The sequence below is a fragment of the Gloeocapsopsis sp. IPPAS B-1203 genome (assembly GCF_002749975.1).
Classification (GTDB): domain Bacteria; phylum Cyanobacteriota; class Cyanobacteriia; order Cyanobacteriales; family Chroococcidiopsidaceae; genus Gloeocapsopsis.
Map to the genome: position 1 here is coordinate 714,619 of NZ_PEIG01000001.1, position 16,168 is coordinate 730,786.

At 39.1% G+C, this 16,168-nt stretch carries 21 protein-coding genes and 1 pseudogene; 2 read left to right on the forward strand and 20 right to left on the reverse strand.

Translation table 11 applies throughout. From position 1 onward, the window contains the following. Positions 1 to 274 precede the first annotated feature (274 nt). From CSQ79_RS03210 to CSQ79_RS27020, 3 genes are all read right to left on the reverse strand, one after another. Positions 275 to 661: a HEPN domain-containing protein gene (locus CSQ79_RS03210; protein ID WP_099699727.1), complete on the reverse strand. Its 387-nt coding sequence runs from the start codon at positions 659 to 661 to the stop codon at positions 275 to 277. Then, entirely contained in the window at positions 658 to 978 is a 321-nt protein-coding gene (locus CSQ79_RS03215) for a nucleotidyltransferase domain-containing protein (RefSeq protein ID WP_099699728.1), read from the reverse strand. The genes CSQ79_RS03210 and CSQ79_RS03215 overlap by 4 nt, the downstream gene beginning before the upstream one ends. Positions 979 to 1,134: 156 nt before the next feature. Further along, positions 1,135 to 1,314, reverse strand: coding sequence for a hypothetical protein (locus CSQ79_RS27020; RefSeq protein ID WP_143755416.1), 180 nt, complete (start codon positions 1,312 to 1,314; stop codon positions 1,135 to 1,137). A gap of 677 nt (positions 1,315 to 1,991) precedes the next feature. On the opposite strand from CSQ79_RS27020, the gene CSQ79_RS03220 reads away from it, so the two are divergent. Next, positions 1,992 to 4,721 (forward strand): glycosyltransferase, encoded by a 2,730-nt coding sequence (locus tag CSQ79_RS03220; protein WP_099699729.1) that lies wholly within the window; start codon positions 1,992 to 1,994, stop codon positions 4,719 to 4,721. A 78-nt stretch (positions 4,722 to 4,799) separates the two neighbouring features. On the opposite strand, the gene CSQ79_RS27335 is transcribed toward CSQ79_RS03220, so the two are convergent. From CSQ79_RS27335 to CSQ79_RS03260, 8 genes are all read right to left on the reverse strand, one after another. Next, positions 4,800 to 5,255, reverse strand: a complete 456-nt coding sequence (locus CSQ79_RS27335; protein WP_289500390.1) for a pepsin/retropepsin-like aspartic protease family protein — start codon at positions 5,253 to 5,255, stop codon at positions 4,800 to 4,802. Continuing rightward, positions 5,255 to 5,620 carry a hypothetical protein gene (locus tag CSQ79_RS03230; RefSeq protein ID WP_289500391.1) on the reverse strand — a complete coding sequence of 122 codons (366 nt, stop codon included), beginning with the start codon at positions 5,618 to 5,620 and terminating at the stop codon, positions 5,255 to 5,257. Before CSQ79_RS03230 ends, CSQ79_RS27335 begins: the two co-directional genes overlap by 1 nt. A gap of 184 nt (positions 5,621 to 5,804) precedes the next feature. Beyond that, the gene (locus CSQ79_RS03235; RefSeq protein ID WP_099699730.1) at positions 5,805 to 8,036 is read right to left on the reverse strand and encodes an O-linked N-acetylglucosamine transferase, SPINDLY family protein; all 2,232 of its coding nucleotides are present in this window, start codon (positions 8,034 to 8,036) and stop codon (positions 5,805 to 5,807) included. A gap of 128 nt (positions 8,037 to 8,164) precedes the next feature. Next, positions 8,165 to 8,662 carry a type IV pilin-like G/H family protein gene (locus CSQ79_RS03240; protein WP_099699731.1) on the reverse strand — a complete coding sequence of 166 codons (498 nt, stop codon included), beginning with the start codon at positions 8,660 to 8,662 and terminating at the stop codon, positions 8,165 to 8,167. Between the two features lie 178 nt (positions 8,663 to 8,840). Beyond that, the gene (locus CSQ79_RS03245) at positions 8,841 to 9,350 is read right to left on the reverse strand and encodes a type IV pilin-like G/H family protein (RefSeq protein WP_099699732.1); all 510 of its coding nucleotides are present in this window, start codon (positions 9,348 to 9,350) and stop codon (positions 8,841 to 8,843) included. 100 nt (positions 9,351 to 9,450) lie between these two features. Beyond that, on the reverse strand, positions 9,451 to 10,773 hold the full coding sequence (locus CSQ79_RS03250; RefSeq protein WP_099699733.1) for a class I SAM-dependent methyltransferase: 1,323 nt from the start codon (positions 10,771 to 10,773) through the stop codon (positions 9,451 to 9,453). Positions 10,774 to 11,040: 267 nt separating this feature from the next. Then, a complete protein-coding gene (locus CSQ79_RS03255) occupies positions 11,041 to 11,298 on the reverse strand; it encodes a type II toxin-antitoxin system RelE family toxin (RefSeq protein ID WP_099699734.1) in 258 nt (85 codons plus the stop codon). Then, a complete protein-coding gene (locus CSQ79_RS03260) occupies positions 11,276 to 11,497 on the reverse strand; it encodes a hypothetical protein (protein ID WP_099699735.1) in 222 nt (73 codons plus the stop codon). The genes CSQ79_RS03255 and CSQ79_RS03260 overlap by 23 nt, the downstream gene beginning before the upstream one ends. A gap of 178 nt (positions 11,498 to 11,675) precedes the next feature. On the opposite strand from CSQ79_RS03260, the gene CSQ79_RS03265 reads away from it, so the two are divergent. Continuing rightward, the gene (locus CSQ79_RS03265) at positions 11,676 to 12,875 is read left to right on the forward strand and encodes an RNA-guided endonuclease InsQ/TnpB family protein (RefSeq protein WP_099699736.1); all 1,200 of its coding nucleotides are present in this window, start codon (positions 11,676 to 11,678) and stop codon (positions 12,873 to 12,875) included. Here CSQ79_RS03265 and CSQ79_RS03270 read toward each other — a convergent pair. The 9 genes and pseudogenes from CSQ79_RS03270 to CSQ79_RS03305 form a co-directional block, all read right to left on the reverse strand. Then, a complete protein-coding gene (locus tag CSQ79_RS03270; RefSeq protein WP_099699737.1) occupies positions 12,851 to 13,057 on the reverse strand; it encodes a hypothetical protein in 207 nt (68 codons plus the stop codon). The genes CSQ79_RS03265 and CSQ79_RS03270 overlap by 25 nt on opposite strands. Positions 13,058 to 13,402: 345 nt before the next feature. Then, entirely contained in the window at positions 13,403 to 13,660 is a 258-nt protein-coding gene (locus CSQ79_RS27340) for a type II toxin-antitoxin system VapC family toxin (RefSeq protein ID WP_354000889.1), read from the reverse strand. After that, the gene (locus CSQ79_RS27345; protein WP_289500398.1) at positions 13,600 to 13,776 is read right to left on the reverse strand and encodes a PIN domain-containing protein; all 177 of its coding nucleotides are present in this window, start codon (positions 13,774 to 13,776) and stop codon (positions 13,600 to 13,602) included. The genes CSQ79_RS27340 and CSQ79_RS27345 overlap by 61 nt, the downstream gene beginning before the upstream one ends. After that, the gene (locus CSQ79_RS03280) at positions 13,776 to 13,994 is read right to left on the reverse strand and encodes a hypothetical protein (protein WP_099699792.1); all 219 of its coding nucleotides are present in this window, start codon (positions 13,992 to 13,994) and stop codon (positions 13,776 to 13,778) included. Before CSQ79_RS03280 ends, CSQ79_RS27345 begins: the two co-directional genes overlap by 1 nt. A 486-nt stretch (positions 13,995 to 14,480) precedes the next feature. After that, positions 14,481 to 14,867: a type II toxin-antitoxin system VapC family toxin gene (locus CSQ79_RS03285; RefSeq protein ID WP_099699738.1), complete on the reverse strand. Its 387-nt coding sequence runs from the start codon at positions 14,865 to 14,867 to the stop codon at positions 14,481 to 14,483. Then, on the reverse strand, positions 14,864 to 15,112 hold the full coding sequence (locus CSQ79_RS03290; protein ID WP_099699739.1) for a type II toxin-antitoxin system Phd/YefM family antitoxin: 249 nt from the start codon (positions 15,110 to 15,112) through the stop codon (positions 14,864 to 14,866). Before CSQ79_RS03290 ends, CSQ79_RS03285 begins: the two co-directional genes overlap by 4 nt. A 121-nt stretch (positions 15,113 to 15,233) precedes the next feature. After that, the gene (locus CSQ79_RS03295; protein ID WP_099699740.1) at positions 15,234 to 15,659 is read right to left on the reverse strand and encodes a PIN domain-containing protein; all 426 of its coding nucleotides are present in this window, start codon (positions 15,657 to 15,659) and stop codon (positions 15,234 to 15,236) included. Next, the gene (locus CSQ79_RS03300; RefSeq protein WP_099699741.1) at positions 15,656 to 15,898 is read right to left on the reverse strand and encodes a hypothetical protein; all 243 of its coding nucleotides are present in this window, start codon (positions 15,896 to 15,898) and stop codon (positions 15,656 to 15,658) included. Before CSQ79_RS03300 ends, CSQ79_RS03295 begins: the two co-directional genes overlap by 4 nt. A 181-nt stretch (positions 15,899 to 16,079) precedes the next feature. Continuing rightward, a pseudogene (locus CSQ79_RS03305) lies at positions 16,080 to 16,168 on the reverse strand (IS5/IS1182 family transposase); the annotation flags it as partial.

The window sequence follows — 16,168 nt, forward strand, 5'->3', positions numbered from 1 at the left end:
TACCTTAATACGCTCCATTAAGTGCGATCGCGCGTAGCACACTGCCATAGGCGATTGCGCGGAGCGCAGCACTAAAGTGATCGCACTTTGTTTGAAAGTTCATTGGTTGTAGTTTGAGCGATCGCACCCATCAGAAACTCTCTTCCATAGGCGATTGCGCTTAGCGCACCACTAAAAGCGATCGCACTTTGTTTGAAGATTCATTGCACATGGTTGAAGCGCTGGTTGTAAAAATGTGGTTAAAGTGGGTGGTCGCGTCTGTCTAATACTTCAACTATTGTGGTGTATAATTCATATTTTGTTGGGCAAACTCAAGAAATTCTTGTGCACGTATAATTAACTGCGCGGCATCTTCTTTTGTGATATTTGGTTCAACGTTATAGTCTGCCTTAGTACGAACATCCATAGCGTTGATTAAGTGGCGATGAAAGTAAGCGGGAACTCGCTGTGTGCGAGCAAATCTTTGACCAAAAGCTGCGATGACAGCTGAGTGACTTGAAAATGCTAGTCCTTCACCTTCTAGATAGGCACAAGCAACATAAAACATTGCATAATAAGCACGAGAAGCAGCAAATTCAGAAAAATCACTTTCGTTTTGCATAATTGCAGATTGTATACTCCGAGCAGCTTTTTGCAGTAAAGCTTGTTGCTGAGGAGTCATACAGCAATTCCCTCACGGCGCACATTACGAAAAAATCCACCAGTTTCGTTTTGAAATTGTGCTGTGGAAGTAAAAGTTCTGGAGATTAAGACATTATTTTCTAAGCATAAATGCGAGGTAAACTCTCCAGTACGCTCAATTTCTACGAAAGAATCAACAGGTTGTTTGAGAACAATTAAAACATCGATATCTGAATCAGGTTGAGCATCACCTCTAGCTTGAGAGCCATATAGCACTACTTGATCAAGCTGTGCGCCATAGAGTGTTTCTAGGTATTCTCGTAACTGTGCTAGAACTACTTTTATTTTGTCGTTCATTGCTTTGAATCACTAGAAAAGTCAATTCCATTTAAATCTTACATATAAGCTACCGTGGAATATCCTGCGATCGCCTGAATAGTATACAATTTTGCAATTATACTTCGTTTGAAAGTCACGCCTAATAGTTTTTGCGATCGCACTTCACACAATACCTCAAGCGATCGCACCCAAGAAAATCACTAATAGGCGATCGCACTTGTCACACCAGCTGAAGCGATCGCACCCAAGCAAAACACTAAATTTTAGGCGATCGCACTTAAGAAAAAAATACCAATAGTAGGCGATCGCACTCTTCACATCACTAAAGCGATCGCACTTTGTTGAAAAACTCATTGCTTGTAGTTTACGCGATCGCTTTGGGTAGAATTGCGGTTGAGGTGAGCGATCACTATTAACCCTAATAATGCACTACCTCTTAGTTAAAAACTACGAAAGCATCACAAGCCACACATCATAAAAATTTCCATTTCTTTTAATTTTGGCTTCTTTTAAAGATAAGCACGTACACACGTAATTTATTTTATACTAAACACCACATTAAAAAAAGAACTATTGATGTAATTAAACACTATTTCTACCAAACAACAATAGTATATCTACCGAATTTTAGTTCTTCTTAAACTGTAAAGTCATTTAAATTTTGAGTAAAGTCACGGTTGGGCTACTAGTAGAGATAGAGTCTAATCAGTGTTTATACGAACTACTTTAAGTCTTTAGTTTGATTTTAGTGTGAGGAAAAGTGGTAGTTTACATACACAAAATAGGGCTGTATCGGAGGAAATCGCCAAAAAATTTGCAGTTTTGATAGTTAATTCTTTCATGTATTTTTTCACCACTAACCTCAAGTTAGATTCATAACAGAGGATAATTCATAATAAGTATACTGTGCTGTGTGTAGACGCTTCAGGATTAGACATAGTTGTGCATTACAATCATTAACTGTTATGCAGTTCAACAACATCAAGGTATAAGTAGCTAAAGGTAAGCTCGAAACAAGAAAAAATAAAGCCATGAAAAAAAAAGCCCTTATCTTTTTTCCCCATAATCCATATCCACCACGAACAGGCGCACATCAACGATGTTTATCAATGCTTGAGGCATTCAAGAAATTAGGATACGATGTTACGTTGTTCGGGTCTACTTTGCTTACAGATAATCTCTGGCAAGTTGATAGCATCAAAAATTTGCAAAAGAACTTTGACATAGGAGTAGAGGTATATCAAGGTACTTCAGCTGATAAGCAATTCATGGCACAAACATATGCTAGTAGAAAAGGAGAATTCAACTGGGATTTTTATACTCCGCCAGGATTATGCGAAAGTTTTCGCAAATTTTTTAAAAGTTTGTCGCCAGATATAATAGTAATAAATTATGCATTTTGGGCAAGGCTTGTTATTGGCAATGAATTTAATTCGTCTCTAAAAGTGATAGAGATGCATGACTTGCTTAGTTTAACTACTAAAATGCAGCAAGTGATAAGTAGCTTTCTTACTGAGCCTCCATTTATTTCCGGAAAAGTAGATCACAAATTACTAGATAAAAGTTTATTTTCAAAACTAACTCTTAATACTGACATAGAAGAGTATTGGTTATATGACCAATTTGACTTCACTATTGCTATTTCTCCTCAAGAAGCACAGCACGTTCAAACACAGACTTGCCGAACAACAGTTAAATATATTCCCTTATCTTATAATGTAGAGTTAATAAATAATACTTATACTAATCCTCCTTTATTTGTAATCGGTCCTAATTATTTCAATATCCAAGGATATTTATATTTTACAGATAAAATTCTACCTTTAGTATTATCGCAAGCACCAGAGTTTGTCCTGCAAGTAATAGGTGATGCATGTAGTTTATTAGTTCCAACTGATGGTATAAACTTACTAGGTTTTATTCCAAGTCTTAAACAACTATATGCTGAGAGTAAATTTGCTGTATGTCCATTAATTGGAGGAACAGGTCAGCAAGTAAAGATTGTAGAAGCTATGGCAAATGGTCTACCAGTTATTGCTTTGCAAAATGTAGCAGAAAGTTCTCCAATACAACATAATATTAATGGCTTTGTCGCTACAAATGCAGCAGAGTTTGCTAATTATACTATTAAGTTATTCACCAATCAAAATCTGTGTCGCCAAATGGGACAAGCTGCACGAGAAACAGTTAATAATGAATTCTCTAAGCAGAAACTATTAGAGAAATTATATTTTTTAGCTCCGAATAACATACAAAATCAAATCTTTAAAGCAGAAAAAAATAAGCTGATAGTAATAATTGATGGTGTATTTTTTCAACTTTATAAAACTGGTATCGCCCGTGTTTGGAAATCATTGCTGGAAGAATGGGTAGAAAGTGGTTTTGCTAAACATATCATTGTTCTTGATCGCGCTGGAACTGCCCCAGTTATTCCTAGTATTAGATATCGTCCTGTGCCAGCTTATGACTACAACGCAACAGATGTTGATCGTGAAATGTTACAGCAAGTATGTGATGAAGAAGGTGCTGATATATTCATCTCCAGCTACTATACAACGCCACTATCGACACCATCAGTATTTCTTGCTCATGACATGATACCAGAACTAATGGGATGGAATTTAAATCATCCTATGTGGCGCGAGAAGCATTACGGTATCCAACACGCAAGTGCATACATTGCAGTTTCAGAAAACACAGCAAAAGATCTTGTTAAGGTTTTTCCAAATATTCCATTAGACTCTGTAACAGTTGCTTCTAATGGAGTAAACCATAAAATATTTTCACCAGCTTGTTTAGAAGATATCAATCAATTTAAAAATAAATATGGCATTACAAAACCCTACTTTATGTTGGTAGGTAGTGGTGGTTACAAAAATACTATTTTGTTCTTCAAGGCTTTTGCTCAACTTTGTAGTAAACAAGGCTTTGAAATTGTTTGTACGGGCGGTGGCTGGGAATTAGAAACAGAATTGAGGAATTACACATCTGGTAGCGTTGTGCATATGCTGCAACTGAGTGATGAGGAGTTGAGCATTGCTTATTCTGGTGCGGTTGCACTGGTTTATCCGTCGAAATACGAAGGGTTTGGTTTACCAATTTTAGAAGCGATCGCCTGTGGTTGTCCAGTCGTTACTTGTCCTAATGGTTCGATTCCTGAAGTGGCTGGAGATGCGGCAATATATGTAAATGATGATGATGTCGATGAACTAGCGGATGCACTTTGCGAAGTCCAAAAACCAAGTGTTCGCAATTCATTAGTGGCTGCTGGTTTGGAACAAGCGCAAAAGTTCTCCTGGGCAAAAATGGCGGATACCGTTAGTTCGGCTTTGGTTGAGGCTACACTCTTACCGTTAAATCTCAAGCAAATCAATTTAGTTATCTTCCCAGATTGGTCACAGTCAGAAGATGCGCTTTGTACCGAATTATTACAAGTTATTCAGGCGATCGCAACTCACCCTGATAGCAGTCGAACAACACTTCTAGTTGATAATGGAGAGATTTCCGAAGAAGAAGCTAACCTAATTTTGTCTAGTGTTGCGATGAATCTTTTGATGGCAGAAGATTTAGATATCAGTGAAGGTTTAGAAATTTCTTTGGTAGGACACCTCAGCGAGATGCAGTGGAAAGTTTTATTACCCAAGATTACAGCTAGGATTATTTTAGAGAACGAAAATCAAGCGGCGATCGCCAAAGCAGAAACGATTCCATCGTATGAACTCGATAACATACTTCTCAATAACTGTATAATGTCAACATGAATAGGTTCAATATTAGCTTGCGATCGCTTCTGATGGATAATTTCACAAGTTCAAAACTTGGTTTAGCATACAATTGAACTACGAGAGTGAACCAAAATAAAAAGTATCGGTTGATGGATCAACGGCAAAGCAAAGTCTTTCTAAAAATCCAGTTAAACCGATAAATGAAGGAAAGTTTCCCCAATACTCCTCTAGATCTGGGATAAAAACAGTAGCATCTACATTCAAATCCTCACCTTCGGTTGCTAACAGTCTGATATTTAAACGAGTGAGACTTCCTTCTAACTGCATCCCTCGAACAACCATTCTTATTTTTTCTAGAGCATAGGTACGATCAAATCCTGCCAGTCTAGCAACTTGCGGCGCACAGATTACGTAGGGCGCACCTGTATCAACTACTGCTTCTGTTAGTATACCTTCAATTTCTACTAACAATATAATTCTATTTGTAGTTTCCGTTGCACTAACAGGACGGTAATCGTATTGCATTGCACCTGTTGCGAAAGCGTCACCACTAGCAGTTTGCAGCAACATCAATAAATAGCAGTCAAAAATATACCTTTTGTGTCACCAAGTTGTTCAATTAATTCTTTTGCAGAACTTGCTGAAGATAAAAGCTGACCATTGCGGAGTGCAACCCATTGTCCTTTGTATTCGTTTCTATTCTCTTTTATCCAGTTTTGATTGGCTTGTGTATCTCGATGTAAAGGGCGCTTATCTATGCTTATTTTTGGCGGTGCTAAAACATGAGCATACTTTAGCAATTGCTTGTGATGAGGGTAATTTTCAGTCGCTTGAGTTGAAATCTGCTGCGCAGTTGCGTGATCGCCACATTCCAACGCAGTTTGTATAGCGCTAATAAAATCTTCTGGCGAGTTGTATTGAGTTCTAATTAGCAATGGATTATTTGCTTTCTTACACAAGTTTTCTCAAGCTGCTTGAGCTAGCTTGATATATTTCAAGTATATCAGAATAGCACACAAACAAATAACTCATATGCGATCGGGGAGGACAAGCACACTGCTGGTAGTAGATGCATTTTGCTTAAAAACTACTTGACCGTGATTTTGAAGAAAACTACAATCAACTGCTACTTTCAACGTAAGTTTGCCACATTTGCCGAAAAGCATTTTCCATCTCACGGGTAAACTGTTTAGCATTCCACAGTGGTGAAGTTTGTCGCGAAGCTTTGAGTTTCCAAGCTACTTGCTGTCGTAAAGCAGCATCTTTACCTAAACGTACACCCCACTCAATATATTCGTCATCACTCCAAGCAATTCCTTCATCTACACCGACATTTTTTAAGAAAGCGTAGCTGTTTCGGGCTGCAAATTGTTGTCCTACTCGTGTTACTAAAGGTACACCCATCCATAGAGTTTCTAGTGTTGTCGTTGCTCCATTGTATGGATAAGTATCTAATACTACATCAGCGATCGCTATATTGGCACGATGGATTTCTTCAGAAGCAGTTCTGGGTAAAAATCGCAGGCGATCGCATTCTACACCAATTTCTTGGGCAACATTTTCAAAGAATCTTTTAGAGGATTCTTCATCACCTAAACCTTTAATTAGAAGGTAGCTGTTTGGTACTTCTTTAATAATCCTCATTTGTAGCCGGACATTATCTAGGTGACGTTTGTAACCATTTTGTGTTACCAGATAAATCACTGCATCGTTTGAAATATTTAGGCGATCGCGTCGTAAACTGGGTATACCAACTTCAAATCCATCAACTGCGATATATGTATTGGGTAATCGCACAATCTTTTCTGTGTAATATTCTTGTGCATCGTCAGGTAATACGTAAGGATCGGCAATAAAATAATCGATTGATGGCAACCCTGAAGCATCCCAACCTAACCAAGTAGCTTGAATAGGCGCAGGTTTCGTACTCAAAATTTCGCACATTGACGGAAAAGTCAAGCTATCTAAATCAATTAAAATATCAATTTCATCTTCTCGAATACGCTTAGAGACTTGTTCGTTGGGGACTTCAAATCTATACGTGCGATGGGTGTTGTTAATAAACCACTGCTGCACAAAGTCATCAGTTGATGAGTAACCGACTAAATAGGCATACACTTCAAATTGTTTGCGATCGTGATGTTGAAAAAGCCATCGAGAAAGCAAACCAACAGAATGTTTGCGTAGAAAGTGAGAGACATAGCCAATTTTAAGAGGCTTTTTGTTTATATTTTTTTGAAAACTAGATGATTTTGAGTAATGATATTTTTCTACAGTCTCTTTTGCATAATCTACGTAACTTTCATAACAAAGACGAGAAATCTGACTCTGAATAAAGTGATTTTTGCGCGGATCGTCTTTGAGGTAAGGAAAGAAAAAATCTGAGTTGTATAAACTAAAAATCAAACTAGGTTTAATGTTTGGGTAAGGTTCCTTGATAAGCGAAAGCATTAAAGATTGTTGTTGTAACAATCTTGCTTCCGCTTCTTGCCAATAACCGGATGCAGACATCAAAGCTCTAATGACAATGTGGTTCGCAACAATTTTTTCAACCAAAGGTTCCGTCAAATCATAATAATCCTTAGCTGTATTTATACCTTTAAGATATTGATGAGAATCTTGATAAAATACTGCTAGATGATACAGCAATTCAGTCTTTTGAGGCTTTTGTTCTAAGCAAAGTTCAAGAAATTGTGCTGCTAATCTAGCATCTTTAGCGGAATGAGCAATTTTTAAACTAGCATCTAGTATGGTATCGATAAATGCTTGAGGTTCAGAAGCAGACAACAGACAAACTTCAGTAAAAATAAAAACCACTGGATGTTTCGGAGCAGAGTTTAAAACCATTTCCAGTGTGAGTTGTAACAAGGTAAAATTGACCGTTTGCTCCTTGGTTTGTATTAAATTAATAATTCCTGAATCCATCAGATACTCACCTGTAAAGATTCCCAGATGAATAGAGAGCGCAACACAATATAGTAAGTTATTGATATTATTTGGTGCAATTTCCCTGATATGTTGCCGGATTGCCCAAGCAACTTGATAGTCTTGGAGTGATTCTTGCCTCTCTGCTTCTACTTGCAGAACTTGCACTAATTCTGCTGACCACTGCTCAATCTGTTCTGGCTCACCATCTGCCATTCCCAGCATCCAAGCCATCTGAGCTTCTGCTTCTTGCCCTTGCAACAGTAGCAATAAACCTGAGTGCCAGTAGTAAGACTTTACCTCTGGTTCTAATTCAATCGCTTGTTCATAAAGATATATTGCCTGAATGTAGTCCTTCTGAAGTAAGCATTGATAAGCTTGCTGTTGCCAATCATCGTCATTCACTAAATTGTGTACAGAAGTCATACGAATTGAGAAGGTATCTTTAGCTAGATTTATTACAAAAACACATTTTAAAAAGTAAAAAGAGGAGGTAGAGAAACTCTAACCACCCCTAACAAAAATTCTGAACTGAGTAAGACTTGATTCAATCGCTAATTCATTCTCTTGAGGTCAGTACCGCAAGCACTATGGTTACTTGGGTCAGGAATAGTTCCGTTACCAGCACCAGTTGTTTCACACAAGATGGCTTGGGTATTTCCACTTACGTTAAAGACTCCACCAGCGTAGCCCTTGAGGTCAGCGTTAGCTGATTTTGCTTTGTTAGCAACACCGCTTGTTAGTGAACCTACTGAATAAGTATAATTATCACTGTTGGAAAGACCGAGACCTAAATCAGAGACGTTGGTAGCAGCAAAAGCTTGGTTTTCAAGATAATACGCTTGCTGCGCTCTATTCATTGCGCCAACATTAGTTCTAGCTTCCGATTGACGAGCTTTAGCAGTTTGATTTAAGAATGAGGGTAGAGCAATAGCAGAAAGAATACCAATAATAATGATTACAACGAGTAGTTCAATTAGAGTAAAACCTTGATCCTGTGGTTTCTTCTTGAGCAGATGTTGTAGAAATTTAGCTTTAAGTTCAGTTTTCATTTGAGTAGTTCCCTTAATTGATGAATTATTGCTTTCTAAGCCTGTTACTCATAACTTGCCCACATCTGAAATCATTCATATCACCACTCACAAAAATTCAGTAAATCTACAGACTTAAAAGAGCAACAGATAAACATAGAGTAATGCTGTAAGTAATAATGCAGTACCTTGTCTTTATCTATTTCATACGAGTTTGAGTAGCCGCATCGCAAGCACTACCACTATTTGGGCTTTCCGGTAAGTCGGTTCCAGCAATAAGAACCTCACACATAATTGTTTGAGTAGTTTGTCCAGCCGTTCTGAAAACACCACCAGCATAGCCTTTGAGATCGGATTCCAGCGCCTTAGCTTTATTCGCGACACCACTTGTTATTCCATCAGCCGTAGCTACTGAAAAATACGAGTAATTATTGCTACTAGAGATACCAATACTTAGCATATTAATGTCTTCTGTAAAAGTTTGGTTCTCAAGATAGTAAACTTGCTGTGATCGATTCATTGCGTCAACGTTATTTTTTGCTTCCGATTGCCGAGCCTTAGCAGCTTGCTTAAGAAATGTAGGTAAAGCGATCACAGACAAAATACCTATAATAATAATCACTACAAGCAGTTCAATCAGCGTGAAGCCTTGATCCTGATTCTTTGGGTTCAGGTTTTTCAGCAACTTTGCTTTTAGTTCTGCCTTCATCTCAATTTGTTGGTTGTGAGTAGTTTGTACCTTCTTGCTTTAAAGTACCCACTACCGCTAAGCTTCTATCACGCCAGTTTTCAAGTTCTCTTTTCGCTAATTAAGTAGGACGCTCTAAAAGTACAAAACCTCGACTCTCCAACCCCGTCAACGCTTGACTTACCACTTCTAAAGCTTCTGTTTCGCCTGTTTGCTCTAGTGTAACAGGGTTTACTGTTCGTAATTGCTGCCAACGTTTTACTAGTGCTTTGACTGACTGCGAACTATCCCACAAAGGTAGTAGACAAGCTGCAATAGTGCTGTCCATAGATACAGGGTTTTCAGGAATCGGCAGATGCTGACTGATTTCAAATGGTTTCATTTGTGTAATGCAGTCAATAAGTTCTTGTTTAATCTCTGCTGTTTGCAGTTGCGGAACCAAATGCACTTGTGCGGCTTGCCAATCAAATAATGTCCACTCTGCAACTGGATTAAAGGATTGCACTTGATCAGGATGACCACACCAAAAGTCTAATAATCGGTGAAAAGGATGAAATAGTTCAAATAAATGCAATTGTTCTTCTATCGATGTTTCGGGTAAACTCATTGCTAAGAATGCTGGTAAATTATCTGGCTCTTTAAACAACTCCATCAAATTCCATTGTCGCCAGTTCACCATACTGATAAACTCTAGATTCGCTGCTCTTAAAGCAGAAAACATATCAGGAATTGTAAAACCGTTGTCACCTTGCAACAAGTAGTTTGCTAAGATCCGCTCCTCATCCTTCTCTAATTCAGCTCTCCAAGTAATAGATTTGAGTTCTACTTGATCCTTCAAAGCATTCATCGTGTCTCGCACCAAGTCAATCTCTAACTCTTCAGGGTTGTCATCCATCAACCCCATCATTTTGAAGATTTCCTGAGCGCGATAGTAATATCTCCTTTGCAATGAACTGTGTAAATTAGCACGGATAATACCATCAGGCTTGAGAACTAACTTCATCGCCTGCAACCCAACCGCAGGTTCAGAAAAAAAGTATAGAGTATCATCGCAATTAATATAATCGAACTGCAAACCTAAACTTGGTAAATCTTCAATCCCACACACATAAAACTCAGCATTCTCAAAGCCGTGATGTTGCAACCGTTGTTTTGCCAGTTCAATCGAGTTTGCAGAGATATCTACCCCAACAATCTTCGCCCCTGGGTTTGCTTCAGCAAGTACAAGTGACTTATACCCAGAACCACACCCAGCATCTAAAATTAACTTACCTTCAGTACTAATAACTTTTTGATTTCTCAAATAATACGCATTCACCAAGCTATGAATATACAGCGCGATCGCATCATTTTTTGGTGACTTCTCTAACGCAATTCGGGGGTATGGTCCGGTATCAAACTGCTGTCGAATTTTCTCACTCAGTTCCTTAGTCTCTACCTGCATCGGGCGCTTCTCCTGCGTGGACTTGTTTAGCATTCACTCACTAATATGCCCACAAGAAACAGGAAACTTTACAATGACTTTAAATTTGGTAATTGATAATTGGTAATTGGGGTTGCGATCGCGCGATCACGTGGGCAAAGCCCAATCGCCTACACTACCAGAAATAAAAGTGCGATCGCCTGAATTAGGCAAGTAACCTTAGCATCTACACCAGAACCTTTCGCCAGTTCGCTCCAAGGCTTATGTTAGCCCAGTCTTAACAGGCGCTCAATTCAGCAAAGCTTCGTATTCGTTATGAGCACCAATCCAGAACCAATAATAGTCATCACCCTTCTTTAGGGCTAATGCTCGATAACCACCACTGACCCGCGCAGACCACAGATTTTTTCCTACCTTTTTGAAGTGCAAAGAAGGATGCAGCGGATTTTCTTGCCAAAGTTGATATACTTTTTGAGCTTGTTCCTTCACTTCTGGATTTAACTCTGCATACGCTTCCCAAAAGTCAGGTGTTGTGAAAGACTTCATCAAGACTTCTCACTCTGTTAGCTGCAATATCTGCCTCTGCTTTAGCAATTAGCTTGCCCAGTCTACCTGATACTAAATCGGCTTCAATTTGCCGATCCCACATCTCATCCAAATACTCTTGCAACCAAGCTGAAAGTTGGCGAACATCACCTTCAGGCAATTGTTTAATAGCCGCTTCGATTTCTGGCAAGGTAGTCATAGGGAAAAACCTGCACTTCAGACTGACTCTATAATATCGCAATCAAGTTCGGCTCTGATTTTGAGCAAGAATCCTTGACCGAAATTAATGGGATACAAGCCTCCCCCTTCCAGGGGGACTTTTTATTTCTGGTTTGATGTTATTATAGTATTTGATACCAAACACATCAGTATCAAACGTGTTTATCTACGAGTACAAAGTCAATCCAAAACCACAACAAATAGTTGCCATTAATGAAGCGATTAGGACAGCTCAGTTCGTCCGTAACAAGGTGCTTCGTTTTTGGATGGATAATCGTGGTATAGGAAAGACCGAGATGTTTAGATATAACACTAGCTTAAGAAAGCAGTTTAAATTTGTAGAAGACCTGAATTGTCATGCTTGCCAAACTGCTGTTGAAAGAGTGTTAAGGGCGGTGAATCGCTTTTACGACAACTGCAAAAAACAGAAACCTGGTAAGAAGGGATATCCGCAATTCAAAAAACACTCTCGTTCAGTCGAATATAAAGTATCGGGATGGAAATTATCAGACAACCAGAAGCATATTACTTTCACCGACAAGAAAGGGATAGGTAATCTCAAATTAATAGGTTCCAGGGACTTAAATTTTTATTCCTTAGAGCAAATCAAGCGAGTGAGAATTATACGTCGTGCCGATGGATATTACGTGCAGTTCTCAATACAACTAGATCCTAGAGACACGGTTGAGCCTATAACTCCCAGTCAAAAAGCAGTAGGTATTGATGTGGGTATCAAGTATTTCTTGGCGGATAGTCAAGGGAATATTGAGCACAACCCACAGTTTTATCGTTCAGGTGAACAACAGTTGAATCGTTTAAATAGGAGGAAGTCTAAAAAGTTTAAGCGGGGTAAACCTCAGTCCAAGACTTATCACAAAGCGCTCATTCGATATGCTAGGGCGCATTTAAAAATAAGTAGGCAACGAGAAGAGTTTGTCAAGAGAGTGGCACTCCGTTTAATCAAGTCTAACGACTTAGTAGCCTATGAAAATTTAAATGTTCAAGGCATGGTTAAAAATCGACATTTAGCTAAATCGATTAGTGATGCAGGATGGTCTACTTTCCGGCATTGGTTAGAGTATTTCGGTTATAAATATGGCAAAGTAACTGTAGCAGTTGCGCCCCATAATACCAGTCAAATTTGCTCTAACTGTGGGGAGAAAGTGCAGAAGTCTTTATCTACTAGAACTCATGTTTGTCCACACTGTAATTATGTAGAAGATAGAGATATCAACGCTTCCCTAAACATCCTACAACGAGGACTAAGTACGGTAGGGCATACCGGATCTTATAAGCTTGGGGAGTTTGATCCTCTGGCTGGGTTGGAGCAATCCTACTCAGTTAAGATTGGACTGTGAACCAAGAATCCCCGACCGTTTACGGCGGGGAGTGTCAAGTATAGAATCGGTGACAACTTTGCCTCAAGCCAAATACTAATTGATTGCCCTCGTTGACGATGCTGTTCAATCGAAGTGGCGATCGCCCCTTTTACTCCTGCGTGAATTTTTTGATGTAATATCTTCATCTGTTGTTCATTCATTCGCCACCTTCAAGTTTTGTTTCCTTAGTAAAGATCAACCATAAATGAGACAAGCAATACTGATGTGGTGATTTTGCATGACTAGATTACATAAGAAATTGCGATCGCCTGCACTGCGCTATGGTAATCAATCGTAGAGGAATTCTGCTGTTATTGAAAGTACGATTGGGCTTTGCCCATGCTAGACGCGATTGCACGTATTGCTGTACCTCTAGGCGATCGCCTAAAAGATGAAGATAGTCATCGTGGTGCGATCAGGGTAACACTCCCCCTTCTGCTGTACCAAATAATTGCTTTAGTTTCTTCGCTCACCCCTACTGATAGTATCAAGTTCTTCAGGCAAGATTACGGAATCTCCGCCTTAACAAATCCAGACGGATCGCGAGTTACTATTGCATCCACGTTATGCATTACCGCACAGACATACTGTAGTGCATCCTCAAAATCTTGAAAATTCAGTGCAAGCGCTCGTTCTAGTATTTCTAAATCGATTGCACAAATGTTTAAATCTGACAGAACTTGCGTAATAGCATCTTGAGCCACTACTCTCCCTGCTGCTCTACAGACGATATAATAAATGTTGGTGATTGTCGTTGCTGCAATAAATCCCTCAACATCTCCAGCATCAATACGCTCAAAAATATTGCTGCATTTTCCACAAACGGCTCTCGTTCTTGCAAGAAGTCAAGAACCACATTAGTATCAATCAAAATCCGCATTACTGATATTTTTCGGTCAAATAAGTTATGTACTCCTCTTGAGGATCAGTTTCTCCTGTAATAGTTGAATTCACAATTCCTCGCAGTCGAGACAGATTTCTCTGTTTGGGCTTGGGATGTGCTTCGCGTTTGAGAGACTCCAAAAGAGCTTGTATCAACTGCCAGCGATCGCTAATCGGTAATTGTAATGCCTGTTTTTGCAATTCTGGCAATGTCATCAGCATTCTCCTCAATCCAGCCTATAAAATCATTTTAACGAGCCAAGTGACAACTCTAGTTAACACATCATGGCATCTTTCTTATTCAAGAGTCACTGAAGCTAGTTCATGGAAATGCGATCGCATCACTTTTTGGCGACTTCTCTAAGGCAATTCTGGGTTAGGTTTGGTATCAAACTGCTGTCGAATCTTCTCACTAATTTCAGTCAAAACCTGATTCATATCCTGCAAGTCCTACTGCTAATTTACTTCAATTGCTAATATGCCCAGATTTGAGTAAAATCTTGCAAGCACACTAGTGTATTTGTGTGTCAGAGGATGAAAGTGCGATTAGAGTAATTAACAAAAGTGCGATCGCGCCAAAAATTATAGTAATAGTCAAGACAGTTAGGACATGACAGAGACTTAGAATCATTACTTGAACTATCGCTTAACCCTAAACCCTAACCTCTGACCTCTACTATAATTCTAAGTATTAAGCAGGACTTACCAAATCACCTCAACTGAGTATTTGATAATTTGCTTATCTAAAGTAACAATCGGCATTTTCTCAATTTGGCTTTGAGCAATCAGTATTCGATCAAAAGGATCTCGATGCAAATCTGGTAAATTCACCACCTGCAAAGCGTGAGTTATTTGAATCGATAAACTCTCAAATCGGTTCATTGCTAATCGACTGGGAATATAACGTTCTGGAATATCAGGTAAAATCAGTTTTCCTAAACGCACTTTAATGACGATTTCCCATGCACTCGCAGCACTCAAGTAGAATATATTACTAGGCTCAATGATTAAACTTCGCACCGTAGAGGAAAGCCTAGAATCATCTGTAACCCACCAAAGAAACGTATGCGTATCGAGTATTGCTCTCATTCTACCTGGTCTACAGGGCAAAGAAAGTCATTAAGAATATCTTCTGGTAGGGGATCATCAAAATCAGCAGCAATGACGACTTGATCGCGATCTAAGCCTGGAATTCGCACTGATGGCTTATCAATCGGTACTATTCGCGCAATTGGAGTACCAGCTTGTGAAATAATGACTTCTTCTCCAGATAAAACTTGACCTAGCAATTGTGCTAACTCTGCCTGTGCTTGTGGAAGTTCTACATAAAGCATTTGATAATTACTCCCAACTTATCACTTAATATTAACCATAGCGCGATCGCCCGCACTGTTGCTGTAGTTGTCATATAAATTGCGATCTTCCCAGAAACATCTAAAAATGCTCTTTGTGTTGCTACAATTCTAACTGGGATAGCATTGTCAAAAAATCTTGTGGCATCATTGCACAAACAGAAGAAGCCATAAAATCTGGTGTATTTCGCGTCACAATAACCTCTAAACCAGCAACATTGGCTACTGCGCTTGTTACTGCATCTTCAAAGTCTGTCATTGAGCTTTGCAACGCTTGCCGAATTACCTCATCTGTTACACTAGCAACTTGAATGTGTTGCAAAATCTTCGCAAGTTGCTGGCGTGCCGACTGATTGCCAATTTGACGCCGCAAAACATAGAAAATATTAGTAACTGCATGACCTGAAACATAACCTTGTACTTGTTGCTGCGTAACTGTATTCAATGCTTGTGCAGAAGCTATAACAAACGGCTGGCGCTGTGCTAAAACATCTAGCAACACATCACTATCAAACAACACCCGCTTCAACGGTACTTCTCCTCAAGATAATCCACATAGGATTCTGTTGTATCTGCTGTATCTAGTGTGATGACACCGATTAAACTTTGAGTCCAAGGATCGAGATCCATTAAAGACTTTTCCTTTTCAGTTGAACTCGGAGAAATTGACGTTTCTTGTTGAATTGATGCTAGTAATAACTGAACTAAACGCCAGCGATCGCTAATCGGTAATTGTAATGCCTGTTTTTGCAATTCTGGCAACGTCATCAGAATTCTCCTCAATCCAGCCTATAAAATCATTTTAACGAGCCAAGTGACAACTCTAATTAACACATCATGGCATCTTTCTTATTCGAGAGTCACTGAAGCTAGTTCATGGAAATGCGATCGCATCACTTTTTGGCGACTTCTCTAAGAGGATGTTTGAAAAGTCAAAGCGCGTTAAAAATCATGCAAGTCGTCGAACCATAATACGGATCATGGCAATATAAATAAAAGTCTCCGAGGTTTGTGGTAGTCGTTCATAATCTTTACTTA

What these genes read in the sequence shown, in the direction of transcription:
- CSQ79_RS03270 (WP_099699737.1), bottom strand. Translation starts at nt 13,057, where the DNA reads ATGAATGAACAACAGATGAAGATATTACATCAAAAAATTCACGCAGGA.
- CSQ79_RS27335 (WP_289500390.1), bottom strand. Translation starts at nt 5,255, where the DNA reads ATGTTGCTGCAAACTGCTAGTGGTGACGCTTTCGCAACAGGTGCAATG.
- CSQ79_RS03250 (WP_099699733.1), bottom strand. Translation starts at nt 10,773, where the DNA reads ATGCAGGTAGAGACTAAGGAACTGAGTGAGAAAATTCGACAGCAGTTT.
- CSQ79_RS03210 (WP_099699727.1), bottom strand. Translation starts at nt 661, where the DNA reads ATGACTCCTCAGCAACAAGCTTTACTGCAAAAAGCTGCTCGGAGTATA.
- CSQ79_RS03245 (WP_099699732.1), bottom strand. Translation starts at nt 9,350, where the DNA reads ATGAAGGCAGAACTAAAAGCAAAGTTGCTGAAAAACCTGAACCCAAAG.
- CSQ79_RS03215 (WP_099699728.1), bottom strand. Translation starts at nt 978, where the DNA reads ATGAACGACAAAATAAAAGTAGTTCTAGCACAGTTACGAGAATACCTA.
- CSQ79_RS03280 (WP_099699792.1), bottom strand. Translation starts at nt 13,994, where the DNA reads ATGACATTGCCAGAATTGCAAAAACAGGCATTACAATTACCGATTAGC.
- CSQ79_RS03240 (WP_099699731.1), bottom strand. Translation starts at nt 8,662, where the DNA reads ATGAAAACTGAACTTAAAGCTAAATTTCTACAACATCTGCTCAAGAAG.
- CSQ79_RS03255 (WP_099699734.1), bottom strand. Translation starts at nt 11,298, where the DNA reads ATGAAGTCTTTCACAACACCTGACTTTTGGGAAGCGTATGCAGAGTTA.
- CSQ79_RS03285 (WP_099699738.1), bottom strand. Translation starts at nt 14,867, where the DNA reads ATGAGAGCAATACTCGATACGCATACGTTTCTTTGGTGGGTTACAGAT.
- CSQ79_RS03260 (WP_099699735.1), bottom strand. Translation starts at nt 11,497, where the DNA reads ATGACTACCTTGCCAGAAATCGAAGCGGCTATTAAACAATTGCCTGAA.
- CSQ79_RS03300 (WP_099699741.1), bottom strand. Translation starts at nt 15,898, where the DNA reads ATGACGTTGCCAGAATTGCAAAAACAGGCATTACAATTACCGATTAGC.
- CSQ79_RS27020 (WP_143755416.1), bottom strand. Translation starts at nt 1,314, where the DNA reads ATGAGTTTTTCAACAAAGTGCGATCGCTTTAGTGATGTGAAGAGTGCG.
- CSQ79_RS03235 (WP_099699730.1), bottom strand. Translation starts at nt 8,036, where the DNA reads ATGACTTCTGTACACAATTTAGTGAATGACGATGATTGGCAACAGCAA.
- CSQ79_RS03290 (WP_099699739.1), bottom strand. Translation starts at nt 15,112, where the DNA reads ATGCTTTATGTAGAACTTCCACAAGCACAGGCAGAGTTAGCACAATTG.
- CSQ79_RS27345 (WP_289500398.1), bottom strand. Translation starts at nt 13,776, where the DNA reads ATGCGGATTTTGATTGATACTAATGTGGTTCTTGACTTCTTGCAAGAA.
- CSQ79_RS03220 (WP_099699729.1), top strand. Translation starts at nt 1,992, where the DNA reads ATGAAAAAAAAAGCCCTTATCTTTTTTCCCCATAATCCATATCCACCA.